A 19183-nucleotide genomic window follows, 5' to 3' on the forward strand; every position below is an offset into this window, starting at 1 on the left:
TTTGAACTTGAAGGACGGACTAATGAACGACGAGCAGCCCGCACACCGTTACACCCCGGCGCTGGCCAACCGGATCGAGCGCTCCTGGCAGGATCGCTGGGAGGAGCAGGGCACCTTCGAGGCGCCGAATCCCGCCGGCCCCTGGGGTGATCCGGACGCGGTCGGCGACCGGCCCAAGTTCATGGTGCAGGACATGTTCCCGTACCCCAGCGGTGACGGCCTGCACGTCGGCCACCCGCTGCCGTTCATCGCGACGGACGTCTACGCGCGCTATCAGCGAATGACCGGCAAGAACGTCCTCTACACGCAGGGATTCGACGCCTTCGGCCTGCCGGCCGAGCAGTTCGCGGTCAAGACCGGGCAGCACCCACGCAAGACGACCGAGGACAACATCGCCAACTTCACCCGGCAGGTCCGCATGCTGGGTCTGTCGCACGACCCGCGCCGCAAGATCGCGACGATCGATCCGGGCTTCTACAAGTGGACCCAGTGGATCTTCACCAAGATCTACAACGCCTGGTATGACGAGCGGGTCGGCAAGGCCCGCCCGGTCGAGGAGCTGGTTGCGGCATACGAGTCGGGGGAGGTCCCTACCCCGGACGGTCGCGCCTGGACCGACCTGTCCGATCACGAGCGCCGCGACGCCATCGACGCACGCCGGTTGGCCTACAAGAAGGAAGTGCCGGTCAACTGGGCACCCGGGCTCGGCACGGTCGTTGCGAACGAAGAGGTCACGAGCGAGGGTCTGACCGAGCGCGGCGACATGCCGGTCTTCCAGCGCAACCTGTCGCAGTGGATGATGCGCATCACCGCGTATGCCGACCGGCTGGCCGACGACCTCGACCGCGTCGACTGGACCGAGTCGATCAAGGTCATGCAGCGCAACTGGATCGGCCGCTCGCACGGCGCCGTGATCGAATTCGCCGTCGACGGCGTCGACGAGCGCATCGAGGTCTTCACGACTCGGCCGGACACCATCTTCGGCGCCACCTTCATGGTGCTCGCGCCGGAGCACCCGCTGGTCGATGTGCTCACTCCGGCGTCGTGGCCGGAAGGCACCCAGGCCGCCTGGACCGGCGGTGCGGACATCCCGTCGGAGGCCGTTGCGGCATACCGGCTGGCGACCTCGCGGAAGTCCGAACTCGAGCGCCAGACGGAGGACGCCAAGGCGAAGACCGGTGTCTTCACCGGAGCGTTCGCCACGAATCCTGTGTCGGGTCAACGTGTTCCGGTGTTCATCGCCGATTACGTGCTGATGGGTTACGGGACCGGCGCCGTCATGGCGGTGCCCGCCGAGGACCCGCGTGACTGGGACTTCGCCAAGAAGTACGACCTGCCCTACGTGCGCACTGTGCAGCCCACGGAGGGGCACGACGAGGACCGGCCCTTCACCGGGCACGGCTCGATGATCAACTCCGCCAACGAGCGAGTTTCGTTGAACGGCAAGGAGACCGACGAGGCGAAGCAGATCGTCATCGACTTCCTGGAGAGCCAGGGAGTCGGTCGTGGCACGGTCACCTACAAGCTGCGCGACTGGTTGTTCAGCCGCCAGCGGTACTGGGGTGAGCCCTTCCCGATCGTCTATGACGAGGAGGGGGCCGCGCACGTCCTGCCGGAGTCGATGCTGCCGGTCGAGCTGCCGGATGTCGCGGACTATTCACCCAAGACCTACGAGCCCGACGATGCCGAGTCCAACCCGGAGTCACCGCTGGGACGCGCGACCGAGTGGGTCGACGTCGAGCTCGACCTGGGCGACGGTCCGAAGAAGTACCGCCGCGAGACCGACACCATGCCCAACTGGGCCGGATCCTGTTGGTACGAGCTGCGATACACCGACCCCGCCAACACCGAACGCTTCGTCGATCCCGCGGTCGAGGAGTACTGGATGGGTCCCGGTCGGGGTGCCGGTGAGGGCATCGCCGGCGACCCCGGCGGCGTGGACCTGTATGTCGGTGGCCCCGAGCACGCCGTGCTGCACCTGCTCTACGCACGGTTCTGGCACAAGGTGCTGTTCGACCTGGGTGAGGTCAGTTCCGAGGAGCCTTTCCGTCGGCTGTTCATCCACGGTTACGTGCAGGCCTACGCCTTCCGCGACGGTCGCGGACAACCGGTTCCGGCTGCCGAGGTCGTCGAGCACGGCGAGGGCAAGGACCTGACCTTCACCTGGAACGACGCGCCGGTCAGCCGGGAGTACGGCAAGATGGGCAAGTCCCTGAAGAACGTCGTCACCCCCGACGAGATGTCGGCCGAGTACGGCGCGGACACCTTCCGCGTCTTCGAAATGTCGATGGGCCCGCTGGACATCTCGCGGCCCTGGGACACTCGTGCCGTCGTCGGGTCGCAGCGTTTCCTGCAGCGCCTGTGGCGCAACGTCATCGACGAGGAGTCCGGCGAGCTGCGGGTGAGCGACGCGGAGGCACCGGCGGACCTGAAGCGCGTGCTGGCGAAGACGATCGACGGTGTTGCCAAGGACTACGAGTCGCTGCAGTTCAACACGGCGATCGCCAAGTTGATCGAGCTGAACAACGCGCTGACCAAGGTCGCCGCGGAGACGCCGGCTCCGCGCGCTGTGGTCGAGCCGCTGGTGCTCATGACGGCGCCGGTGGCGCCGCACATCGCCGAGGAACTGTGGTCCCGGCTGGGCCATGAGTCGTCGCTGGCGCACGAGGACTTCCCAGCCGCCGAGGAGTCGCTGCTGGTCGACGAGACGGTGACCTGCGTCGTGCAGGTGCAGGGCAAGGTCCGGGATCGACTGGAGGTGGCTCCGGACATCTCCGACGCCGACCTGGAGGCGTTGGCCCGAGCGAGCGAGAAGATCGCAGCGGCCGTGGGGGACAAGCAGATTCGCAAGGTGATCGTGCGCGCTCCCAAGCTGGTCAATCTCGTGGTCGGTTGATTCCGTGAGCGTGGCGGTGGTGACCGACTCGACGGCATACCTGCCGGCGGGGTTGGCCGCTGCCAACGGCATCTCGGTCGTACCGATGCGGCTCGCCATCGGTGGCGTCTCGTATGACGAAGGACGCGGCGTCACGCCGGAGGAGGTCGCGCAGGCGTTGCGCGACTTCGTCCCGGTGTCGACCTCGCGCCCCTCGCCGGCAGTCTTCAGCCAGCTGTATGCCGCGCTCGCGGACGCCGGACACGAGGCGATCGTGTCGGTGCACGTCTCCTCGCAGATGTCGGCGACGCTGTCCTCGGCGCAACTCGCCGCCCGTGACGCTCCGATCCCGGTCACCGTGATCGACAGCGAAACCATCGGGATGGCAATGGGTTTCGGGGTTGTTGCCGCAGCGGAGGCAGCCGCGTCCGGAGCTGATGCAGCGACGGTCGCCGACACGGCTCGGCGCCATACAGAGGCGTCGTCGAGTGTCTTCTACGTCGACACCCTCGAACACCTGCGTCGTGGCGGACGCATCGGTCGTGCGTCGGCGTTGATGGGTTCGGCACTGTCCATCAAACCGCTGCTCACGGTGCGCGATGGTCACATCGAACCGTTGGAGCGGGTGCGCACCACCAGCAAGGCACTCGCCCGGCTCACCCAGCACGCGGTCGACGCGGTGGACGCGCTCGAACAGCGCGACGACATCGACGGCGTCGACGTCGCGGTGCACCACCTGGATTCGCGCGATCGTGCCGAGACGCTCATCGAGCAGCTCGCCGGTGAGTTGCCCCGGGCACGGCGCATGCTGCTGGTGGAGCTCGGTGCGGTCGTGGGAGCGCACGTCGGACCCGGCACGCTGGCGGTCGTGGTGACCCCGCGGCTGACCGGTCGCAAACGCATCGTGGGATCGTCCGACTGACGAATCCGGGCTGGTCCCGAATCCGCTGTCCACATCCCTCGGGTTGACCGGAGTTGTCCACAGGCCAAGTGCTCGTCGCAGCGCGAACTGTGTTGTGCTGCCTAGTGTTCCACGCATGGACGTTGACTCAGGACAAACACGGCGAGTGCACGCCGCGGGGCCGTGTGAGCTACTTGCTGCCGCGGCTGTCGCTGCGGAGTGAGCCCGATGGGACGGTCACGTGGGGAGGAAGGCACGCCCGATCGGTTGGCGGCGGTGCTCGAGGAGCTGGAAGCGGTCCGTCGCGCACCGGGCTGGGTGCCGTCGGAGGACACCGTCATCGACGAGCCGCGTTCGAAGGTCGCCGATCTGCCGCGGCGGGTTGCGGCGACACGTCGGGCGGAGCGCGTCGAGCAGTCGGGACGAGCCGGTCGGCACGCAGCCGGACCGGCCAGTGAGGAGCTGCGCCCACGCGAACCACTGCTGCGGCCGCCGGAGCCGCTCGTCGGTGCCCAGGTCGCTCCGAGCCGGCTGGCGGTCATCGGCGCACTGATCCTGGTGACGGCCGCGGCGTTGGTGTTCGGTGGTCGCGTGCTGTGGGCCCGGGCGGCCGCGGAGCCACACCCGATCGGCTCTGCGGGGAGCGCGTCGTCGACGCAGTCGGCCACCGCGTCGGCAGCGTCAGGTCCGTCGGCGCGCCAAGGCTTCCGGTCGACCGCGACGCCGTCGAGCACGGCGCCGACGACGCTGGTGGTGCAGGTCGTCGGGCAGGTGCGCAAGCCGGGTGTGGTGCACGTCAAGAGCGGTTCGCGAGTCGAGGATGCCGTCTCGGCGGCGGGTGGAGCGCTGCCCGGCGCGGACCTGTCGGCGATCAATCTGGCGCGCGTCGTCGTCGACGGTGAGCAGATCCAGGTGCCCAAGCCCGGACAACAACCGACACCGCCGCCGGCGGGCGGGGTCGGGGGCGGTGGTTCGGCCGCTGCCGGTGCGCCGGCCGGGAGCAGCACGGCGAGCGTCGTGAACCTCAACACCGCCGACGAGGCGGCCCTCGAGGCGCTGCCCGGTGTCGGGCCGGTGATGGCTCAGCGGATCCTGCAATGGCGCGCGGACAACGGCCGGTTCAGCACCGTGGACGAACTGGGCGAAGTGAGTGGCATCGGGGACAAGACCCTGGCCCAGTTGCTCCCGCTGGTCACCGTCGGCTGAGCACCTGTGCGGCTCATTCGGACCGCGGCGACCGCGGTGATCCGACCCGTGATGGAGCGATTGCGAGGAACGCCGCAGCGTTTCCCGGGTCGACCTAGTTCGCTCGACCTGCGGCTGTTCACCGCCGCGGCCGTCGCCTGGCCGACCACCCTGGTGATGCTCCGACAACCCGTGCTCCTCACGATCTCGCTCGCCGTCGGTGCCGCGGTCGTCGCGACGGCCATCGTGCTGCGGCGTCAGCGGTCCGGAAGCACAGGGCGTCGTCGTCGGGTGCTCGAGACAGTGGCGCTCGCGGCAACGGCCGTGGCACTGGTGTGTGCTGCCACTGCCGGCCACGTGATGACCCGACAGGCCGGCACCGTCGGTCGACTCGCCGCCAAGCGGGCCATCGTGCACGTCGAAGCGGTGGTGACGTCCGATCCCCGTCCGGTGGGAGCGGGTCTGAACGGTCACCAGAGTCTGGTGATCGCGAAACTCTCGGTCCGCCAGATCGAGGGCCGTGGCATGCGGAGCACTCCGGACACCCCGGTGCTCGTGCTCGGCGACGAGCGCTGGCTGGCAGTGCACTGGCACGAGCGTGTTGCGCTCGACGGGCGCCTCCAGATCGCGGAGCCCGGTGACGACGTCGAAGCGGTGTTGACGGCGCGCGGTCCACCGCGCGTCATCGGCGGAGCCGGCCCACTCCTCGAAGCGGTCGAGGCGGTCCGGCGCGACACCCGGGCTGCGACGGACGGGTTGCCCACCGACCCGCGGGGACTCGTTCCGGCGCTGGTGATGGGCGACACGTCGCGACTGCCGGCTCAGCTCAACGACGACATGCGCGCGACGGGTATGACGCACCTCAACGCGGTCTCCGGCTCGAACGTCACGATGGTGCTGTTGGCGACGATGTGGGTCGCGGGATGGCTGCGCCTCAGGGGCCGGTGGCGGTTGGTCGTCGCGGCGCTGGCGCTCGGCCTGTTCGTGCTGCTCTGCCGGCCGGAGCCGTCGGTGATCCGGGCCGCCGTGATGGGTGTCGTCGGACTCGTCGGCATGTCGATGTCACGCCGCGCCGCCGGACCTCCCGTTCTCGCGGCTGCGGTGCTCCTGCTGCTCGTGATCGACCCGTGGCTGGCCGCGTCCTACGGCTTCGCGCTGTCGACGTTGGCCACTGCCGGTCTGCTGTTCTTCGCTCGTCCGTGGGCGGACCGGATCGCGCGGTTCCTCCCGCGGCGGCTGGCTCCGATGGCGGAGGCGATCGCCATACCGATGGCCGCGCAGGCGATGTGCGCGCCGGTCATCGTGTTGTTGCAGGGCTCGGTCAGCCTCATCGGCATACCGGCGAACGTGCTGGCTGCGCCCCTCGTCGCACCGGCGACGATGTGCGGCGTCATCACCGTGTTGGTCGCCCCGGTGAGCGTCGACCTCGCGCGGTTGCCGGCGTGGTTGGCTGCACTGCCGACACAGGGCATCGCGTGGATCGCGCACACCTGCGCGCGGGTGCCACTCGGCACCCTTCCATGGCCGGACGGGACAACCGGCGCGCTGCTGTTGGCCGGGCTGACACTGCTGCTGTTGGTCACCGGGGTGCACCTGTTGCGCGTCCTGTGGCTACGCCCATATCTGGCCGGCGCCGCGGCCGTCCTGGCCGCCGCCGCGTGGGCGCCCACGCCGATCACCGGATGGCCGCCGCCGGGCTGGGTCTATGTCGCGTGCGATGTCGGGCAGGGCGACGGCGGCGTGCTCCAGACCGCGCCGGGACACGCACTCGTCGTCGACACCGGTCCGGAGCCGGCTGCGATGGACCGCTGCCTCGATGCGCTGCAGGTTCGCGTCGTCGATGCCGTCGTGCTGACGCACTTCCATGCGGATCACGTGGGCGGGCTCAGCGCCGTCTTCGACGGCCGTCAGGTCAACGCTCTCTACGTGACGCCTGTGGAATCGACCGGCGCCTCGGGCGCCGGTGACGAACCCAGTGAGGAGCCCTTGGTCAAGACGCTCGCCGCACAGCACGGCCTCGGGCTGCAGACACTGGTGACAGGTGACGTGCTCGATGTCGGTGCGGTCCACGCGCTGGTGCTCGGGCCGACGCGGCTGATCCGAGCAGGGTCCGTCCAGAACAACGCGAGCATCGTGCTGGACGTTCGCTCGCACGGCGTGCGGCTGCTGATGACCGGCGACATCGAGAAGGAGGCCGCGGCATCGGTGCTTGCCCAACTGCGGCAGGTGACGGACGCGCCACCGGTCGACGTGCTGAAGGTGCCGCACCACGGTTCGGCGAACCAGGACCCGGATCTCGAGCACACCGTGCACGCTCCGATCGCGGTGATCAGCGTGGGTGCGGACAACGACTACGGGCATCCCGCGCCGCGGACTCTCGATCTCCTGGCGCAGAGCGATTCGACGGTGCTGCGCACGGATCGGGGCGGGGATATCGCGATCGTCGCGCACGAGGGCGGACCGTTGGTCGCCCGGCCGTGAAGAGGCGCTACTGCGCCGGAGGGTGCGCGGCTCAGGAACAGACGTTCTTGGCGCGTGCGGCCTCGCACAACGCCTCGAGGGTGGCCGAGACCGCGGGCACACGCTGCAGGTCGGGGGTGGTGACGGCATACACCGCGCGCCGGGAGGCAGGGTCCATCGGCACGGTCACGACGCCGGGGTTGCTCGCCGAGCGGCGGATCAGATCGGGGATGAGGGCGACGCCCAGCCCTTCGGCGACCAGGCCGAGGACCGCCACGTAGTCCTCGGTCTCGAACGCGACGTCGGGGTTGAAACCGGCGCGATCCGCGAGGGACAGCAGGTGACCGCGACATCGCGGACAGCCGGCGATCCACGGCTCGCTCGCCAGGTCGGCGAGCTTGACCTTCTTCGACTTCGCCTTCGGGTGGTCCAGCGGGAGCGCCAACCGCACCTCGTCATCAAGGAGCTTGCGGGTGACGAACGAGTCGATGTCCTCCTCGCCGCGCGCGAGATCGGTGCCCTCGTAGGCGAACGCGACCGCCACGTCGCACTCACCCGAGCGCAGCGCGGCGAGTGATTCCGGCGGCTCGGCCTCGGTGAAGCTGACCTGCACGTCGGGAAAGCGCTTCTTGACCAGCGCCAGTGCGCGGGGCACCAGGGTCGATGACGACGAGGGGAAGGCCATCAGGCGCACTCGTCCTGCTCGCAGGCCGGCGATCGCGGCGACCTCGGACTCGGCCGCGTCGAGCGCGGCGAGCACCGGGTTGGCGTGCCGGGCCAGGACCTGCCCGGCCTCGGTGAGACGTACGCTGCGACCCAGGCGCTCGACGAGGACCGTGCCGGTGCGGTCCTCGAGTCGCCGAACCATCTGCGAGATGGCCGGCTGGGAGTAGCCCAACGAGCTCGCCGCAGCCGTGAAACTGCCGTGATCACTGATGGCTTTGATGACCCTGAGTCCAGCTGCGTCGATCATCCTCCGATAATAACATTTCGTTATTATTGATGACTACTTGTTCGATATCGCTAATCAACATTTCGGCGGCAATCCAGCACCGCCGTGTCGGGTCCGAGGGCAGGACCGTTCCGACTCGTTGCGTGTGAGACCTTGACGGTGTGGTGACTACGGATCCGGCGGCGCTGACCGACCTGGTGAGTCGTGGGGGAGTCCTCGCCCTGACGGGTGCCGGGCTCTCGACCGAATCCGGAATCCCCGACTACCGCGGAGCGGACGGTCGGCGCCGGTTCCACCCGATGACGGCGCAGCAGTTGTTGGCCGATCCCGCAGCGCGCCAACGGTATTGGGCCCGTTCGTATGTCGGCTGGCCGCGCTTCGCTGCCGCCCGACCCAACTCCGGGCATACGGCGGTCGCCGCATTGCAGCAGGCCGGGTTGATCGGCCCGATCATCACTCAGAACGTCGACGGCCTGCATCAGGCCGCCGGTGCCGACCGGGTGGCCGAACTACACGGCAGCCTGACCCACGTCGTGTGCATGCAGTGCGGCGAGCACTATGCACGCTCGATGGTCGACGAATGGCTCCAGCTGGCCAACCCCGACTTCGACCGGTCTGCCGACGGACCGCTGCGGCCGGACGGCGATGTGGCGATCGCCGAATCCCTGATCAGCGAGTTCCGGGTGGTGCACTGCATCATCTGCGGTTCCGACCGGTTGAAGCCGGACGTGGTGATGTTCGGGGAGTCCGTGCCGAAGGAACTCGTCGCGCAGTGCTTCACCCGGGTGGAGGCCGCTCGCGCGATCCTCGTTCTCGGATCCTCGCTCGCGGTCATGTCCGGCTACCGCTTCGTCCGTCGCGCCGTACGGGAAGGGATCCCGGTCGCGGTGATCACTCACGGATGGACGCGTGCGACCGACGAGGAGGTATCGGTGCGCATCGACGCGCCACTCGGAGCAACCCTGACGGCGCTGGTGGAGACGCTCGGCGGAGTGCAGCGGGGAGACGTCGCGGGGTGATCAGACGCGGCGCAGCACGGCGGTGACCTTGCCGAGGATCGTCGCGTCGTCACCGTCGATCGGGTCGTAGGCGTCGTTGTGCGGCAGCAGCCAGACCTTGCCGCGTGCCCGCTTGAACGTCTTCACGGTCGCCTCGTTGTCCAGCATGGCCGCGACGATGTCGCCGTTGGTCGCCGTCGGCTGCTGGCGGACTACGACCCAGTCGCCGTCGCAGATGGCGGCATCGACCATCGAGTCGCCGACCACCTTGAGCAGGAAGAGGTCGCCCTCGCCGACGATCTGCTTCGGCAGCGGGAACACGTCCTCGACCACCTGCTCGGCCAGAATCGGGCCTCCGGCGGCGATGCGCCCGACGACCGGAATGTATGACGCCTCCGGCCGTTCGTCACCCAATCCGGTCTCGTCGACGCTGGACTCCGACGCGCCGCGCACGCTCGAGCCACCGCGGTAACCACGGGTGTCGGTGGCGTCCGGATCGATGACCTCCATGGCGCGCGGACGGTTGGGGTCACGCCGCAGATAACCCTTGCGCTCCAGCATCGTCAGCTGGTGCGCCACAGAGCTCGGACTGGTCAGGCCGACGGCATCCCCGATCTCCCGCAAGCTCGGTGGATAACCGCGCCGATCAACGGAATTGCGGATCACCTGCAGCACTTTCCGCTGCCTGGTGGTGAGGCTCTCACCGGCGCGGTCGGGAAGTTCGTGCACCTGTGCCATCGCTGTCATCTCCTCGTCGGCGAACGGTTCGCTCGAAGCGGCCGGCGAGCGTGCTGCGCGGACCGGAATCCGAACGGTTGTCGGTGGTCGGTGCTTGCCTTGGCTTCGTGAAAACAGCGTATGGGTTTCGGACACAGTTTCCAAACATCTGTACGACGCGTGTCTCGACGACATCGAACGTTCGTGCTATACATCCGACAGGTGTGCGATCGCACGCGTGTTCGGATGGCGCTGGTCGTCCGGGCGGTGTGCACCGGTTCGCGACGGAGATTCAGGAGGAAGAGATGAGTGCAGTTGCGCAGTGGGACGGGGCGGTTCGGCCGGGGCAGGCCCGCAGGCACCTGCGGGCGGTTCCGACAGGGCCGTCGGCACACGGTGGTGGGTCGGGCGTCGGGGTGCGGGTCGAGCCGACCGGGCTGCGACTGACGGCTCGCGGTCGCCGGCTGCTCGGCATTGTGGTCGCCGTCGTGTTGGTGATCGGGGGAGGAGCAGCGGCGCGCGCGTGGGCCGCGACCCCGGGTGACGCGGGCCGCTCGGTGACGGTCCGTCAGGGCGAGACCCTGTCGGGGGTCGCCCACCGCGCCTACCCGTCGATGCCCATCTCGAACGCCGTGACGAAGGTTGCGCTGGCCAACGATCTCAACGGGCTCCAGGTCGTCGCCGGGCAGCAGTTGAAGCTGCCCTGATCGACGCTCCGACACGCGGTGTTCCGGGCTGCTGACCAGCGGTTTTCCAGGTGCGGACGACGGGTCTTGCGATTGGGCGGGGATCGGCCTAACATCCCTATATCTAGTAGTTACACGGATGGGATTCGTCCACATCTAGTCCACATGCAGAGCCCGGTCGTCCCCAACTCGTCCACCACTTACCCACAACTTCGTCCACAGGTGACGACGTTCCGGGTCGGTGGCAGAGGACGCGGGGTCGGACGCCGGATCGAGCGGAGAGGAGTCGTTCGTGCATTGCCCGTTCTGCCGTCACGACGACAGTCGCGTCGTCGACAGCCGCACGAGTGAGGACGGCACCTGCATCAAGCGACGCAGGCAGTGCCCGAGTTGCGGTAAGCGCTTCTCGACCATGGAGACCGCCAGCCTCACCGTGGTGAAACGGTCCGGTGCCAGCGAGCCCTTCAGCCGGCAGAAGGTGTTGCTGGGCGTGCGCAAGGCATGCCAGGGCCGGCCGGTGAGCGAGGACGATCTCGCACTGCTCGCACAGGAGGTCGAGGAGTCGATCCGTGCACAGGGCGCGGCGGAGATCGACGCCCACGACGTCGGACTCGCGATCCTGGGTCCGCTGCGCAACCTCGACGAGGTCGCCTATCTCCGATTCGCCTCGGTCTACCAAGCCTTCAACGACCTCGAGGACTTCGAGTCCGCGATCGCCCTGTTGCGCGCCGAGCGGCCCGCGACGGGTGTCGAGCCGGATCGCCGTCCCGCCGACGACTGAGTCGTCCACCCGCAGCACACACAACCGTCACAGCACACATCTCGCAGCACATCGCACAACATCGCACAACATCTCCGCAGCACCGTCGAACCACCTGAGGTGGAAAGGAAGTTGGACATGACCGACACTGCAGACGCCGGCCCCAAGTCGAAGCGCGGCAACCGCGCGGGCAAGGGGTTGACCGTCGAGCGAATCTTCACAACCCCCGGCGTGCACCCGTATGACGAGGTCACCTGGGAGCGTCGCGACGTCGTCCAGCAGAACTGGAAGACCGGCGAGACGATCTTCGAGCAGCGCGGTGTCGAGTTCCCCGACAGCTGGTCGCTGAACGCCTCCACCATCGTCACCACCAAGTACTTCCGCGGAGCAGTCGGTACCCCCGCCCGGGAAAGCAGCCTCAAGCAGCTCATCGACCGCGTCGTGCTGACCTACGTGCGCGCCGGCAAGGAGCACGGTTACTTCGCGACCGACGAGGACGCCGAGATCTTCGAGCACGAGCTGACCTGGTCGCTGCTGCACCAGGTGTTCAGCTTCAACTCGCCGGTGTGGTTCAACGTGGGCACCAAGTCCCCGCAACAGGTTTCGGCCTGCTTCATCCTTTCCGTCGACGACTCGATGGACTCCATCCTCAACTGGTACAAGGAAGAGGGTTTCATCTTCAAGGGCGGCTCGGGTGCCGGCCTGAACCTCTCCCGGATCCGTTCCTCCAAGGAGCTGCTGTCGTCCGGTGGCACCGCCTCCGGCCCGGTCTCGTTCATGCGCGGCGCCGACGCGTCCGCGGGCACCATCAAGTCCGGTGGGGCGACCCGCCGCGCCGCGAAGATGGTCGTCCTGGACGTCGACCACCCCGACATCGAGGAGTTCGTCGAGACCAAGGCGCGCGAAGAGGACAAGATCCGTGCGCTGCGCGACGCCGGGTTCGACATGGACCTCGGTGGCAAGGACATCACCTCGGTCCAGTACCAGAACGCCAACAACTCGGTGCGAGTCACCGACGAGTTCATGCGCGCCGTCGAGGACGGCACGTCGTTCGGCCTGCGGGCACGCCACTCCGGTGAGGTCATCGAAGAGGTCGACGCACGAACCCTCTTCGACAAGATCAACAAGGCGGCGTGGGAGTGCGCCGACCCGGGTCTGCAGTACGACGACACGATCAACGACTGGCACACCAACCCCGAGAGCGGCCGCATCACCGCGTCGAACCCGTGCTCGGAGTACATGTCGCTGGACAACAGCTCGTGCAACCTGGCGAGCCTCAACCTGCTGAAGTTCCTGCGCGAGGACGACACGTTCGACGCGGCGACCTTCCAGAAGGTCGCCGAGCTCGTCATCACCGCGATGGACATCTCGATCTGCTTCGCCGACTTCCCGACGGAGTCGATCGGTCAGACGACGCGCGACTACCGCCAGCTCGGCATCGGCTACGCCAACCTCGGCGCGCTGCTCATGGCCACGGGTCACGGCTACGACTCCGAGGGCGGCCGTTCGCTGGCCGCTGCGATCACCTCGCTGCTCACGGGTGCTTCGTACAAGCGCTCCGCCGAGCTCGCCGGGATCGTCGGTCCCTACAACGGTTACGCCCGCAACGCCGAGGCGCACCAGCGGGTCATGCGCAAGCACCAAGCGGCCAACGACGCCGTCCGGACGCTGGACGCGATGGACTCCGAGGTGCACCGTTACGCGACGAAGGCCTGGGCCGACGTCATCGAGATCGGTGCCGAGAACGGCTACCGCAACGCCCAGGCGTCGGTGCTCGCACCGACCGGCACCATCGGCTTCATGATGGACTGCGACACGACCGGCATCGAGCCGGACTTCTCGCTGGTCAAGTTCAAGAAGCTGGTCGGCGGCGGTTCGATGCAGATCGTCAACCAGACCATTCCGCGCGCGCTGAAGAAGCTCGGCTACCAGAACGAGCAGATCGAGGCGATCGTCGAGCACATCGCCGAGAACGGTCACGTGATCGACGCGCCGGGTCTGAAGCCCGAGCACTACGAGGTCTTCGACTGCGCCATGGGCGAGCGGGCGATCGCTCCGATGGGCCACGTGCGGATGATGGCGGCCACCCAGCCGTTCCTGTCCGGCGCGATCTCCAAGACGGTCAACCTGCCGGAGTCCGCGACGGTCGAGGACATCGCCGAGGTGCACCTCGAGGGCTGGAAGCTCGGCCTGAAGGCGCTGGCGGTCTACCGCGACAACTGCAAGGTCGGACAGCCGCTGTCGGATGGCAAGAAGTCCGCGAAGCCGGAGGTCTCCGAGGCCGAGCCGGAGAAGGTCGTCGAGTACCGCCCGGTCCGCCGTCGGCTGCCGAAGCGTCGCAAGAGCGAGACGACGTCGTTCGCCGTGGCCGGAGCAGAGGGCTACCTGACCGCGGGCACCTACGAGGACGGCAAGCTGGGCGAGCTGTTCCTGAAGCTCGGCAAGCAGGGCTCGACGCTCGCCGGGATGATGGATGCCTTCTCGATCGCCATCTCGGTCGGCCTCCAGTACGGCGTGCCGCTCGAGACGTATGTCGAGAAGTTCACCAACCTGCGCTTCGACCCGGCCGGTATGACGGATGACCCGGACGTTCGGATGGCGCAGTCGATCATGGACTACGTGTTCCGCCGCCTGGCGCTGGACCACCTCGACTTCGAGACTCGCTCGTTCATGGGCATCCACACCGCGGAGGAGCGCGCCCGACAGCTCGAAACCGGTTCCTACGCACCGGAACCCACCGATGACGACGTCTCCGACGAGCTGGAGTCCTACTCCCAGTCGGTCGGCGCCACGACACGTCGCGAGGACGAGGCCGACACCGCATCCGGAGCAGCGACCGACACCCCGTCGGCCGGCAACACCGCGGAGTCGGACGTCCAGTCCGGCTCGGGTGCTGCCGACACCCGGGCGGTGTCCGGTGAGATCCACTCGTCGGCCGAGCTGATGGAGCGCTTCCAGGGCAAGGCTGCCGACGCACCGATGTGCATGACCTGCGGGACCAAGATGCGCCCCGCCGGCTCCTGCTACGTCTGCGAGGGCTGCGGCTCGACCAGCGGTTGCAGCTGAGACGCGGACTCGTTCCTCGTCCCCGTCTCTGCTGCCTGGACCATCGGCGCAGCCTTCGGCTGCAGCAGGACACGCGGACTCGTTCGTCGGGAAGTGAACCCGCCCCATGGCATACGCCGTGGGGCGGGTTCTCGCATTTCGCGGCGACGCGTTTCGGGGAATCGATTTCTCGGAGTAGTCTCCGGTCCGGGTGAGCAGCGCGTCGGGACTCGACCCGACCGTTACAGGAGGAGGAATCGCCATCGTCACCATCAAGGACGTTGCAGCGCATGCTGGTGTCTCGGTGGCGACGGTCTCGCGGGCGCTGAACAACCAGCAGACCGTCGATGTCGAGTTGGCCGACCGCGTGCGCGCTGCGGCGTCGGAGCTCGGTTACCGCCGTAACGGCCTGGCGCGCAGCCTGCGGCTGCAGCGCGCCGATGTGTGGGCACTGATCATCTCCGACATCGCCAACCCGTTCTTCACCGCGATCGCGCGTGGCGTCGAGGACGTGGCGCAGCGACAGGGCTTCTCGGTGGTGCTGTGCAACACCGACGAGGACCCGGCCAAGGAAGCCAGGTATCTCGAGGTCGCCGAGCAGGAACAGGTCAGCGGGGTGATCATGTCCCCGAACGAGATCGGTAGCGACATCTCGCAGCTCACCCGACTCGGAGTGCCGGTGGTGACGGTGGACCGGCCGCTGCGTGAACGCGTCGATTCCGTCCTCGTCCGCTCCGCAGCCGGCGCGCAGGAAGCGACCGAGCACCTGATCGATGCGGGCTGGCGCAGGCCCGCCTGCATCACCGGACCGGAGACCGCCCAGACGGCGATCCAGCGACTCGAGGGCTATCGGCGCGCGCTGGTCGAACGCAAGCGCCGTCCGGCGGCGAGCCTGGTTCGCCACGCCGACTACCGAGCTGACAGGGCGGCCGAAGCGACCGCCGAACTCCTCGACGGCCGCAACCCGCCCGATTCCTTCTTCGTCGCCAACTCCGAGATGGCTCTGGGCGTGTTGCAGACGTTGCGGACCCGTGGGCTGACGGTGGGGGAGGACGTCGGTCTCGTGGCCTTCGACAACGCCCCCTGGACTGCATTCACCGATCGTCCTCTGTCGGTGGTCGCCCAGCCGGCATACGAAATGGGTGTGCTGGCAGGCGAATTGCTGCTCGAGCGCGTCGGCGTTCCGCTTGCCGACCAGCCGGCGCCGCGGGTGCGCCGGCTGCGGACCGAGCTGATCGTGCGCGGTAGCTCGCTGCGACCGTGAGCGCAGCGGCTACTTCAGGCCGGTGCTCTTCATCGACTCGACCAGCCAGCGCTGCCCGAGCAGGAACACGATGATCGTCGGCAACACCGCGATCAGCGAACCGGCCAGCACGTAGTTGTATGCCGACGCGTACTGCCCCTGCAGGCTCGCCATTCCAGTCTGCACGACGTTGAGGTCCGGGTCCGAGGTGATCACCAGCGGCCAGAGAAAAGCGTTCCAGTTGGCCAGGAAGAACAACACCGACAGTGAGGTGAGGGCCGGCCGCGAGAGTGGCAACACCACGTGCCAGAACAGCCGTGGATAACCGCACCCGTCGAGTGCCGCGGCGTCCTCCAACTCGCTGGGGAAGTTCAGGTAGTACTGCCGCAGCAGGAAGATCCCGAACGCATTGAAGATCATCGGGACGATCAGGCCGGCGAAGTTGTCCAGCAGCCCGAGCGTCTTGGCGATCAGGAAGAGCGGCACCAGGATCACCGGCAGCGATACCAGCATGGTCGACACCATCGCGCCCAGCACCAGGCTGTTGCCGCGAAAACGCAATCGTGCCAACGCATATGCGGCCATCGAGTGGAAGAGCAGCGCTGCTGCCGTCACCACGATCGACACGATCGCGCTGTTCATCAGATAGCGGGGGAAGGAGACCTCGGTGAGGACGTAGTGCAGGTTGTCCCAGGTCCAGTGCGTCGGCAGGCCGGAGGAGAACGACTCCCCGGCCGGTTTGAACGCCGTCAGCAGCAGCCAGAGGACCGGGAAGAACGTCACCAGCGCGATCACCCACGCGACGACTGCACGGACCGCGGTGCCGCTCGGTCGCCGACGTGTCGGCCGGGCGGGCGCGCCGCCGGACCGTGCGACGGACGGGTCGGACAGGTGTGTGGTGGGGTCGGTTGTCAGGTCAGCGGGCATGGAAGCGGCCTCCTCCGGTCGCCTTGAACAGCAGGCCGGTCACGACGACCAGGAAGGCCACGAGCATCACGGTGATCGCGGCGGCGTACCCGAAATGTCCGAAGCTGAAGGCCTGTTGGTAGATGTAGAACACGACGGTGGACGTCTGGTTGTCCGGGCCGCCCTTGGTCAGGACGTAGACCAGGTCGAAAGCCTGTAGGCCGGTGACCGATGCGACGAGCGACGTGATGAGCACGAAGAAGCTGGTCGGTCCGAGCAGCGGCCACACGACGTGCCGGAAGCGCTGCCACGGCCCGGCACCGTCGACCCGGGCGGCGTCCAGGTGCTCACCCTCGATGTCGTTCAGGCCGGCGAGGAAGAGCAGCATCTGGTAGCCCATCGAATACCAGACACTGATGAAGACGTATGTCGCCAGCGCCCATTTCGGATCGCCGAGAAATGACACGTTGCCGAGTCCGAAGGGTCGTGCCACGTGCGTGAGGACTCCCTGCTTGTCGACCAGCAGGAACTGCCAGAGCAGACCGATGACGACCAGACTCAGGGCGTTGGGCAGGAAGAACAACGTCCGCACGGCGGCGACCCCGGGGAACTTGTTCCAGACGAGCAGCGCCAGCCCGAGGCCGGCGACGAAGGACAGCGGCACGAAGAGCACGACATACTTCACCGTCACCCAGATCGCACGGTGCAGCATCGGATCAGACAGCATGCGATGGAAGTTGTCCAGGCCGATCCAGCGGTAGTTGCCGAAGCCGTCGACGTCATACAACGACAACGCGAGCGCGAAGACCATTGGCAGCGCTACGAATACGAGCAGACCGATGGCGTCCGGTGCAAGGAACAGCCAGGCGGCTCGCGTCTCTCGTCGCCGGCGGCTGGTGGCCGGTGTTGCTGGCAGCGTTTCGTCTGGTGTTGTCACAGGATGGAGCCACCTCGATAGGTCAGCAGGAAGTTGTCGATGACGTCGGACGCCTCACGCGCGGCCTGCTTCGGGTTCTTGCCGCTCAGTTGGGTGCCCTGTATGGCGTCCGAGATCGCCTTGTAGACCTCGGGTGGATAGCGCGGCTCGGAGCGGAGCGTCGGCGCGATCTGCGTGGCGAACGCCTTGAGCACGCCGGAGGTGAACGCCCCGTGTGCCTCGGCGGCTGCGCGCACGCTCTTGCGCGGTGGCAGATTGGTCTTCGCCACGGTGTTCCAGGTGCGAGCTCGATCGATCCCCGCACGGTCGGTGCTGGCGAGGGCCCACGTGACGAACTTCGCGGCAGCGTCGGGATTCTTGCCCTTCGCGTTGACAGCGAACGCCCAGCCACCGCCGTCGGTGACGTGCTTGCCGCCGTCGGGGATCGGCAGCGGAAACATGCCGTAATCGAACTTTGGAGCCTGCAGCTTCAGGTCTGCCACTGCCCAGATGCCGGACTGCTGCATCGCGCAATAGCCTGCTGCCAGGTTCGACGGGGTGTCGCCCGAGCCGCCACCGAGAGCGGCCTTGGGTGCAAGGTGTCGGCGCTGCATCTCCTGCCAGAAGCCGAGTGCGTTGCGTGCGGCGGCGGAATCGAAGACGCTCTTGCCGTCTGTGACCGCACCGCCACCGCCCTGCCAGAGGAACGGGTACCAGACGAAGTTCTGGTAGTAGCCGGGCAAGGTCTCGAACAGCGCCCCGAAACGATTGCTGGTGGTGAGTTTGCTGGCCAGCGAGAGAAACTGGTCCCAGGTCTTCGGCAGGTCGCCCTCGGCCACGTGTGCCTTCTCGAACGCCCTTTTGTCGTAGTAGATGACGAGCGGTTCGATCTCCATCGGCAGGGCATAGACGCGGCCGCCCACGGTCCGCGTGTCCAGCGCGCCCGGAACGTAGTCCGCGCGCACACCGGGTGCCAGGTAGGGCGTGAGGTCCAGTAGGGCGCCGCCGTTCTGGTAACGCAGGAAGTCACCCGGGCTCAGCAGGAAGATGTCGGGTCCGGATCCCGCCGAGAACGCGGTCTGCAACGTATTGCCGTTGACGTAGGCCGCGTTGGCGATGAAACGAGGTCGCACTTTGACGTCATGGTCCCGATTCCACTCGTCCGTGACCGCCTTGAACCAGTCGCTGGTCGGCGACGTGGTGGGGCTGGGACCGTAGAAGTTCCAGAACGAGAGCTCGTTCCCGTCGTTGCTGCCACAGCCGCTGAGCAGCGCAGCCGCGCCCGTGGCGGCCGCAGAGGCCAGCACCAGTCGGCGGCTGGGACGAGCGGTGGTGCGGTCGGGTGGTGGGACCGGATTCGCCATCGTGTGGAACAACCTCAGTTGGTGATCGGAGGTGGTCAGGGGCAGTGGAGCAGATTCTCCGAGAAAACGATTTCTGACCATACGGATCGACGGAGACCGGGTCAAGGGGTCAATGTGAGCCAAGTCACCCAAAACCCTTGACGACGCGCTCCGGCCTGCTAGATTTCTGGGCAGC

14 protein-coding genes are annotated in these 19183 nt (G+C 67.5%); 9 read left to right on the forward strand and 5 right to left on the reverse strand.

The window, feature by feature from the left end:
• Positions 1–22 precede the first annotated feature (22 nt).
• The 4 genes from leuS to ACZ50J_RS07315 all read left to right on the forward strand — a co-directional run bounded on the left by leuS (position 23) and on the right by ACZ50J_RS07315 (position 7442).
• Positions 23–2896 carry a leucine--tRNA ligase gene (gene leuS, locus ACZ50J_RS07300; protein WP_464300603.1) on the forward strand — a complete coding sequence of 958 codons (2874 nt, stop codon included), beginning with the start codon at positions 23–25 and terminating at the stop codon, positions 2894–2896.
• Positions 2897–2900: 4 nt separating this feature from the next.
• Positions 2901–3797, forward strand: a complete 897-nt coding sequence (locus ACZ50J_RS07305) for a DegV family protein (protein ID WP_464300604.1) — start codon at positions 2901–2903, stop codon at positions 3795–3797.
• Between the two features lie 207 nt (positions 3798–4004).
• The gene (locus ACZ50J_RS07310) at positions 4005–4982 is read left to right on the forward strand and encodes a ComEA family DNA-binding protein (protein WP_464300605.1); all 978 of its coding nucleotides are present in this window, start codon (positions 4005–4007) and stop codon (positions 4980–4982) included.
• A gap of 6 nt (positions 4983–4988) precedes the next feature.
• Positions 4989–7442 carry a ComEC/Rec2 family competence protein gene (locus tag ACZ50J_RS07315; RefSeq protein ID WP_464300606.1) on the forward strand — a complete coding sequence of 818 codons (2454 nt, stop codon included), beginning with the start codon at positions 4989–4991 and terminating at the stop codon, positions 7440–7442.
• 31 nt (positions 7443–7473) lie between these two features.
• Here ACZ50J_RS07315 and ACZ50J_RS07320 read toward each other — a convergent pair whose 3' ends face one another.
• Positions 7474–8394, reverse strand: a complete 921-nt coding sequence (locus tag ACZ50J_RS07320) for a LysR family transcriptional regulator (protein WP_464300607.1) — start codon at positions 8392–8394, stop codon at positions 7474–7476.
• Positions 8395–8537: 143 nt separating this feature from the next.
• Between ACZ50J_RS07320 and ACZ50J_RS07325 the strand changes: the two genes are divergently transcribed.
• Positions 8538–9392, forward strand: a complete 855-nt coding sequence (locus tag ACZ50J_RS07325; RefSeq protein ID WP_464300608.1) for an NAD-dependent protein deacetylase — start codon at positions 8538–8540, stop codon at positions 9390–9392.
• On the opposite strand, the gene lexA is transcribed toward ACZ50J_RS07325, so the two are convergent.
• Positions 9393–10109, reverse strand: coding sequence for a transcriptional repressor LexA (gene lexA / locus ACZ50J_RS07330; RefSeq protein ID WP_464300609.1), 717 nt, complete (start codon positions 10107–10109; stop codon positions 9393–9395).
• A gap of 284 nt (positions 10110–10393) precedes the next feature.
• Here lexA and ACZ50J_RS07335 point away from each other — a divergent pair, with 284 nt between their 5' ends.
• From ACZ50J_RS07335 to ACZ50J_RS07350, 4 genes are all read left to right on the forward strand, one after another.
• Positions 10394–10795 carry a LysM peptidoglycan-binding domain-containing protein gene (locus ACZ50J_RS07335; RefSeq protein WP_464300610.1) on the forward strand — a complete coding sequence of 134 codons (402 nt, stop codon included), beginning with the start codon at positions 10394–10396 and terminating at the stop codon, positions 10793–10795.
• 271 nt (positions 10796–11066) lie between these two features.
• Entirely contained in the window at positions 11067–11555 is a 489-nt protein-coding gene (gene nrdR / locus ACZ50J_RS07340; protein ID WP_464301327.1) for a transcriptional regulator NrdR, read from the forward strand.
• Positions 11556–11672: 117 nt separating this feature from the next.
• The gene (locus tag ACZ50J_RS07345; RefSeq protein ID WP_464300611.1) at positions 11673–14600 is read left to right on the forward strand and encodes a vitamin B12-dependent ribonucleotide reductase; all 2928 of its coding nucleotides are present in this window, start codon (positions 11673–11675) and stop codon (positions 14598–14600) included.
• A 190-nt stretch (positions 14601–14790) separates the two neighbouring features.
• Complete coding sequence (locus ACZ50J_RS07350) at positions 14791–15843, forward strand: LacI family DNA-binding transcriptional regulator (protein WP_464300612.1); 1053 nt, start codon at positions 14791–14793, stop codon at positions 15841–15843.
• A gap of 9 nt (positions 15844–15852) precedes the next feature.
• Here ACZ50J_RS07350 and ACZ50J_RS07355 read toward each other — a convergent pair whose 3' ends face one another.
• Genes ACZ50J_RS07355 through ACZ50J_RS07365 form a run of 3 tightly spaced genes read right to left on the reverse strand, consistent with a single transcriptional unit; the run spans position 15853 to position 19008 of the window.
• A complete protein-coding gene (locus ACZ50J_RS07355) occupies positions 15853–16749 on the reverse strand; it encodes a carbohydrate ABC transporter permease (protein WP_464300613.1) in 897 nt (298 codons plus the stop codon).
• Positions 16739–17665 carry a carbohydrate ABC transporter permease gene (locus tag ACZ50J_RS07360; RefSeq protein WP_464300614.1) on the reverse strand — a complete coding sequence of 309 codons (927 nt, stop codon included), beginning with the start codon at positions 17663–17665 and terminating at the stop codon, positions 16739–16741. The genes ACZ50J_RS07355 and ACZ50J_RS07360 overlap by 11 nt, the downstream gene beginning before the upstream one ends.
• Positions 17662–19008 (reverse strand): ABC transporter substrate-binding protein, encoded by a 1347-nt coding sequence (locus ACZ50J_RS07365; RefSeq protein WP_464300615.1) that lies wholly within the window; start codon positions 19006–19008, stop codon positions 17662–17664. The genes ACZ50J_RS07360 and ACZ50J_RS07365 overlap by 4 nt, the downstream gene beginning before the upstream one ends.
• Between the last annotated feature and the right edge of the window lie 175 nt (positions 19009–19183).

The organism is Flexivirga sp. G2, from assembly GCF_055397625.1.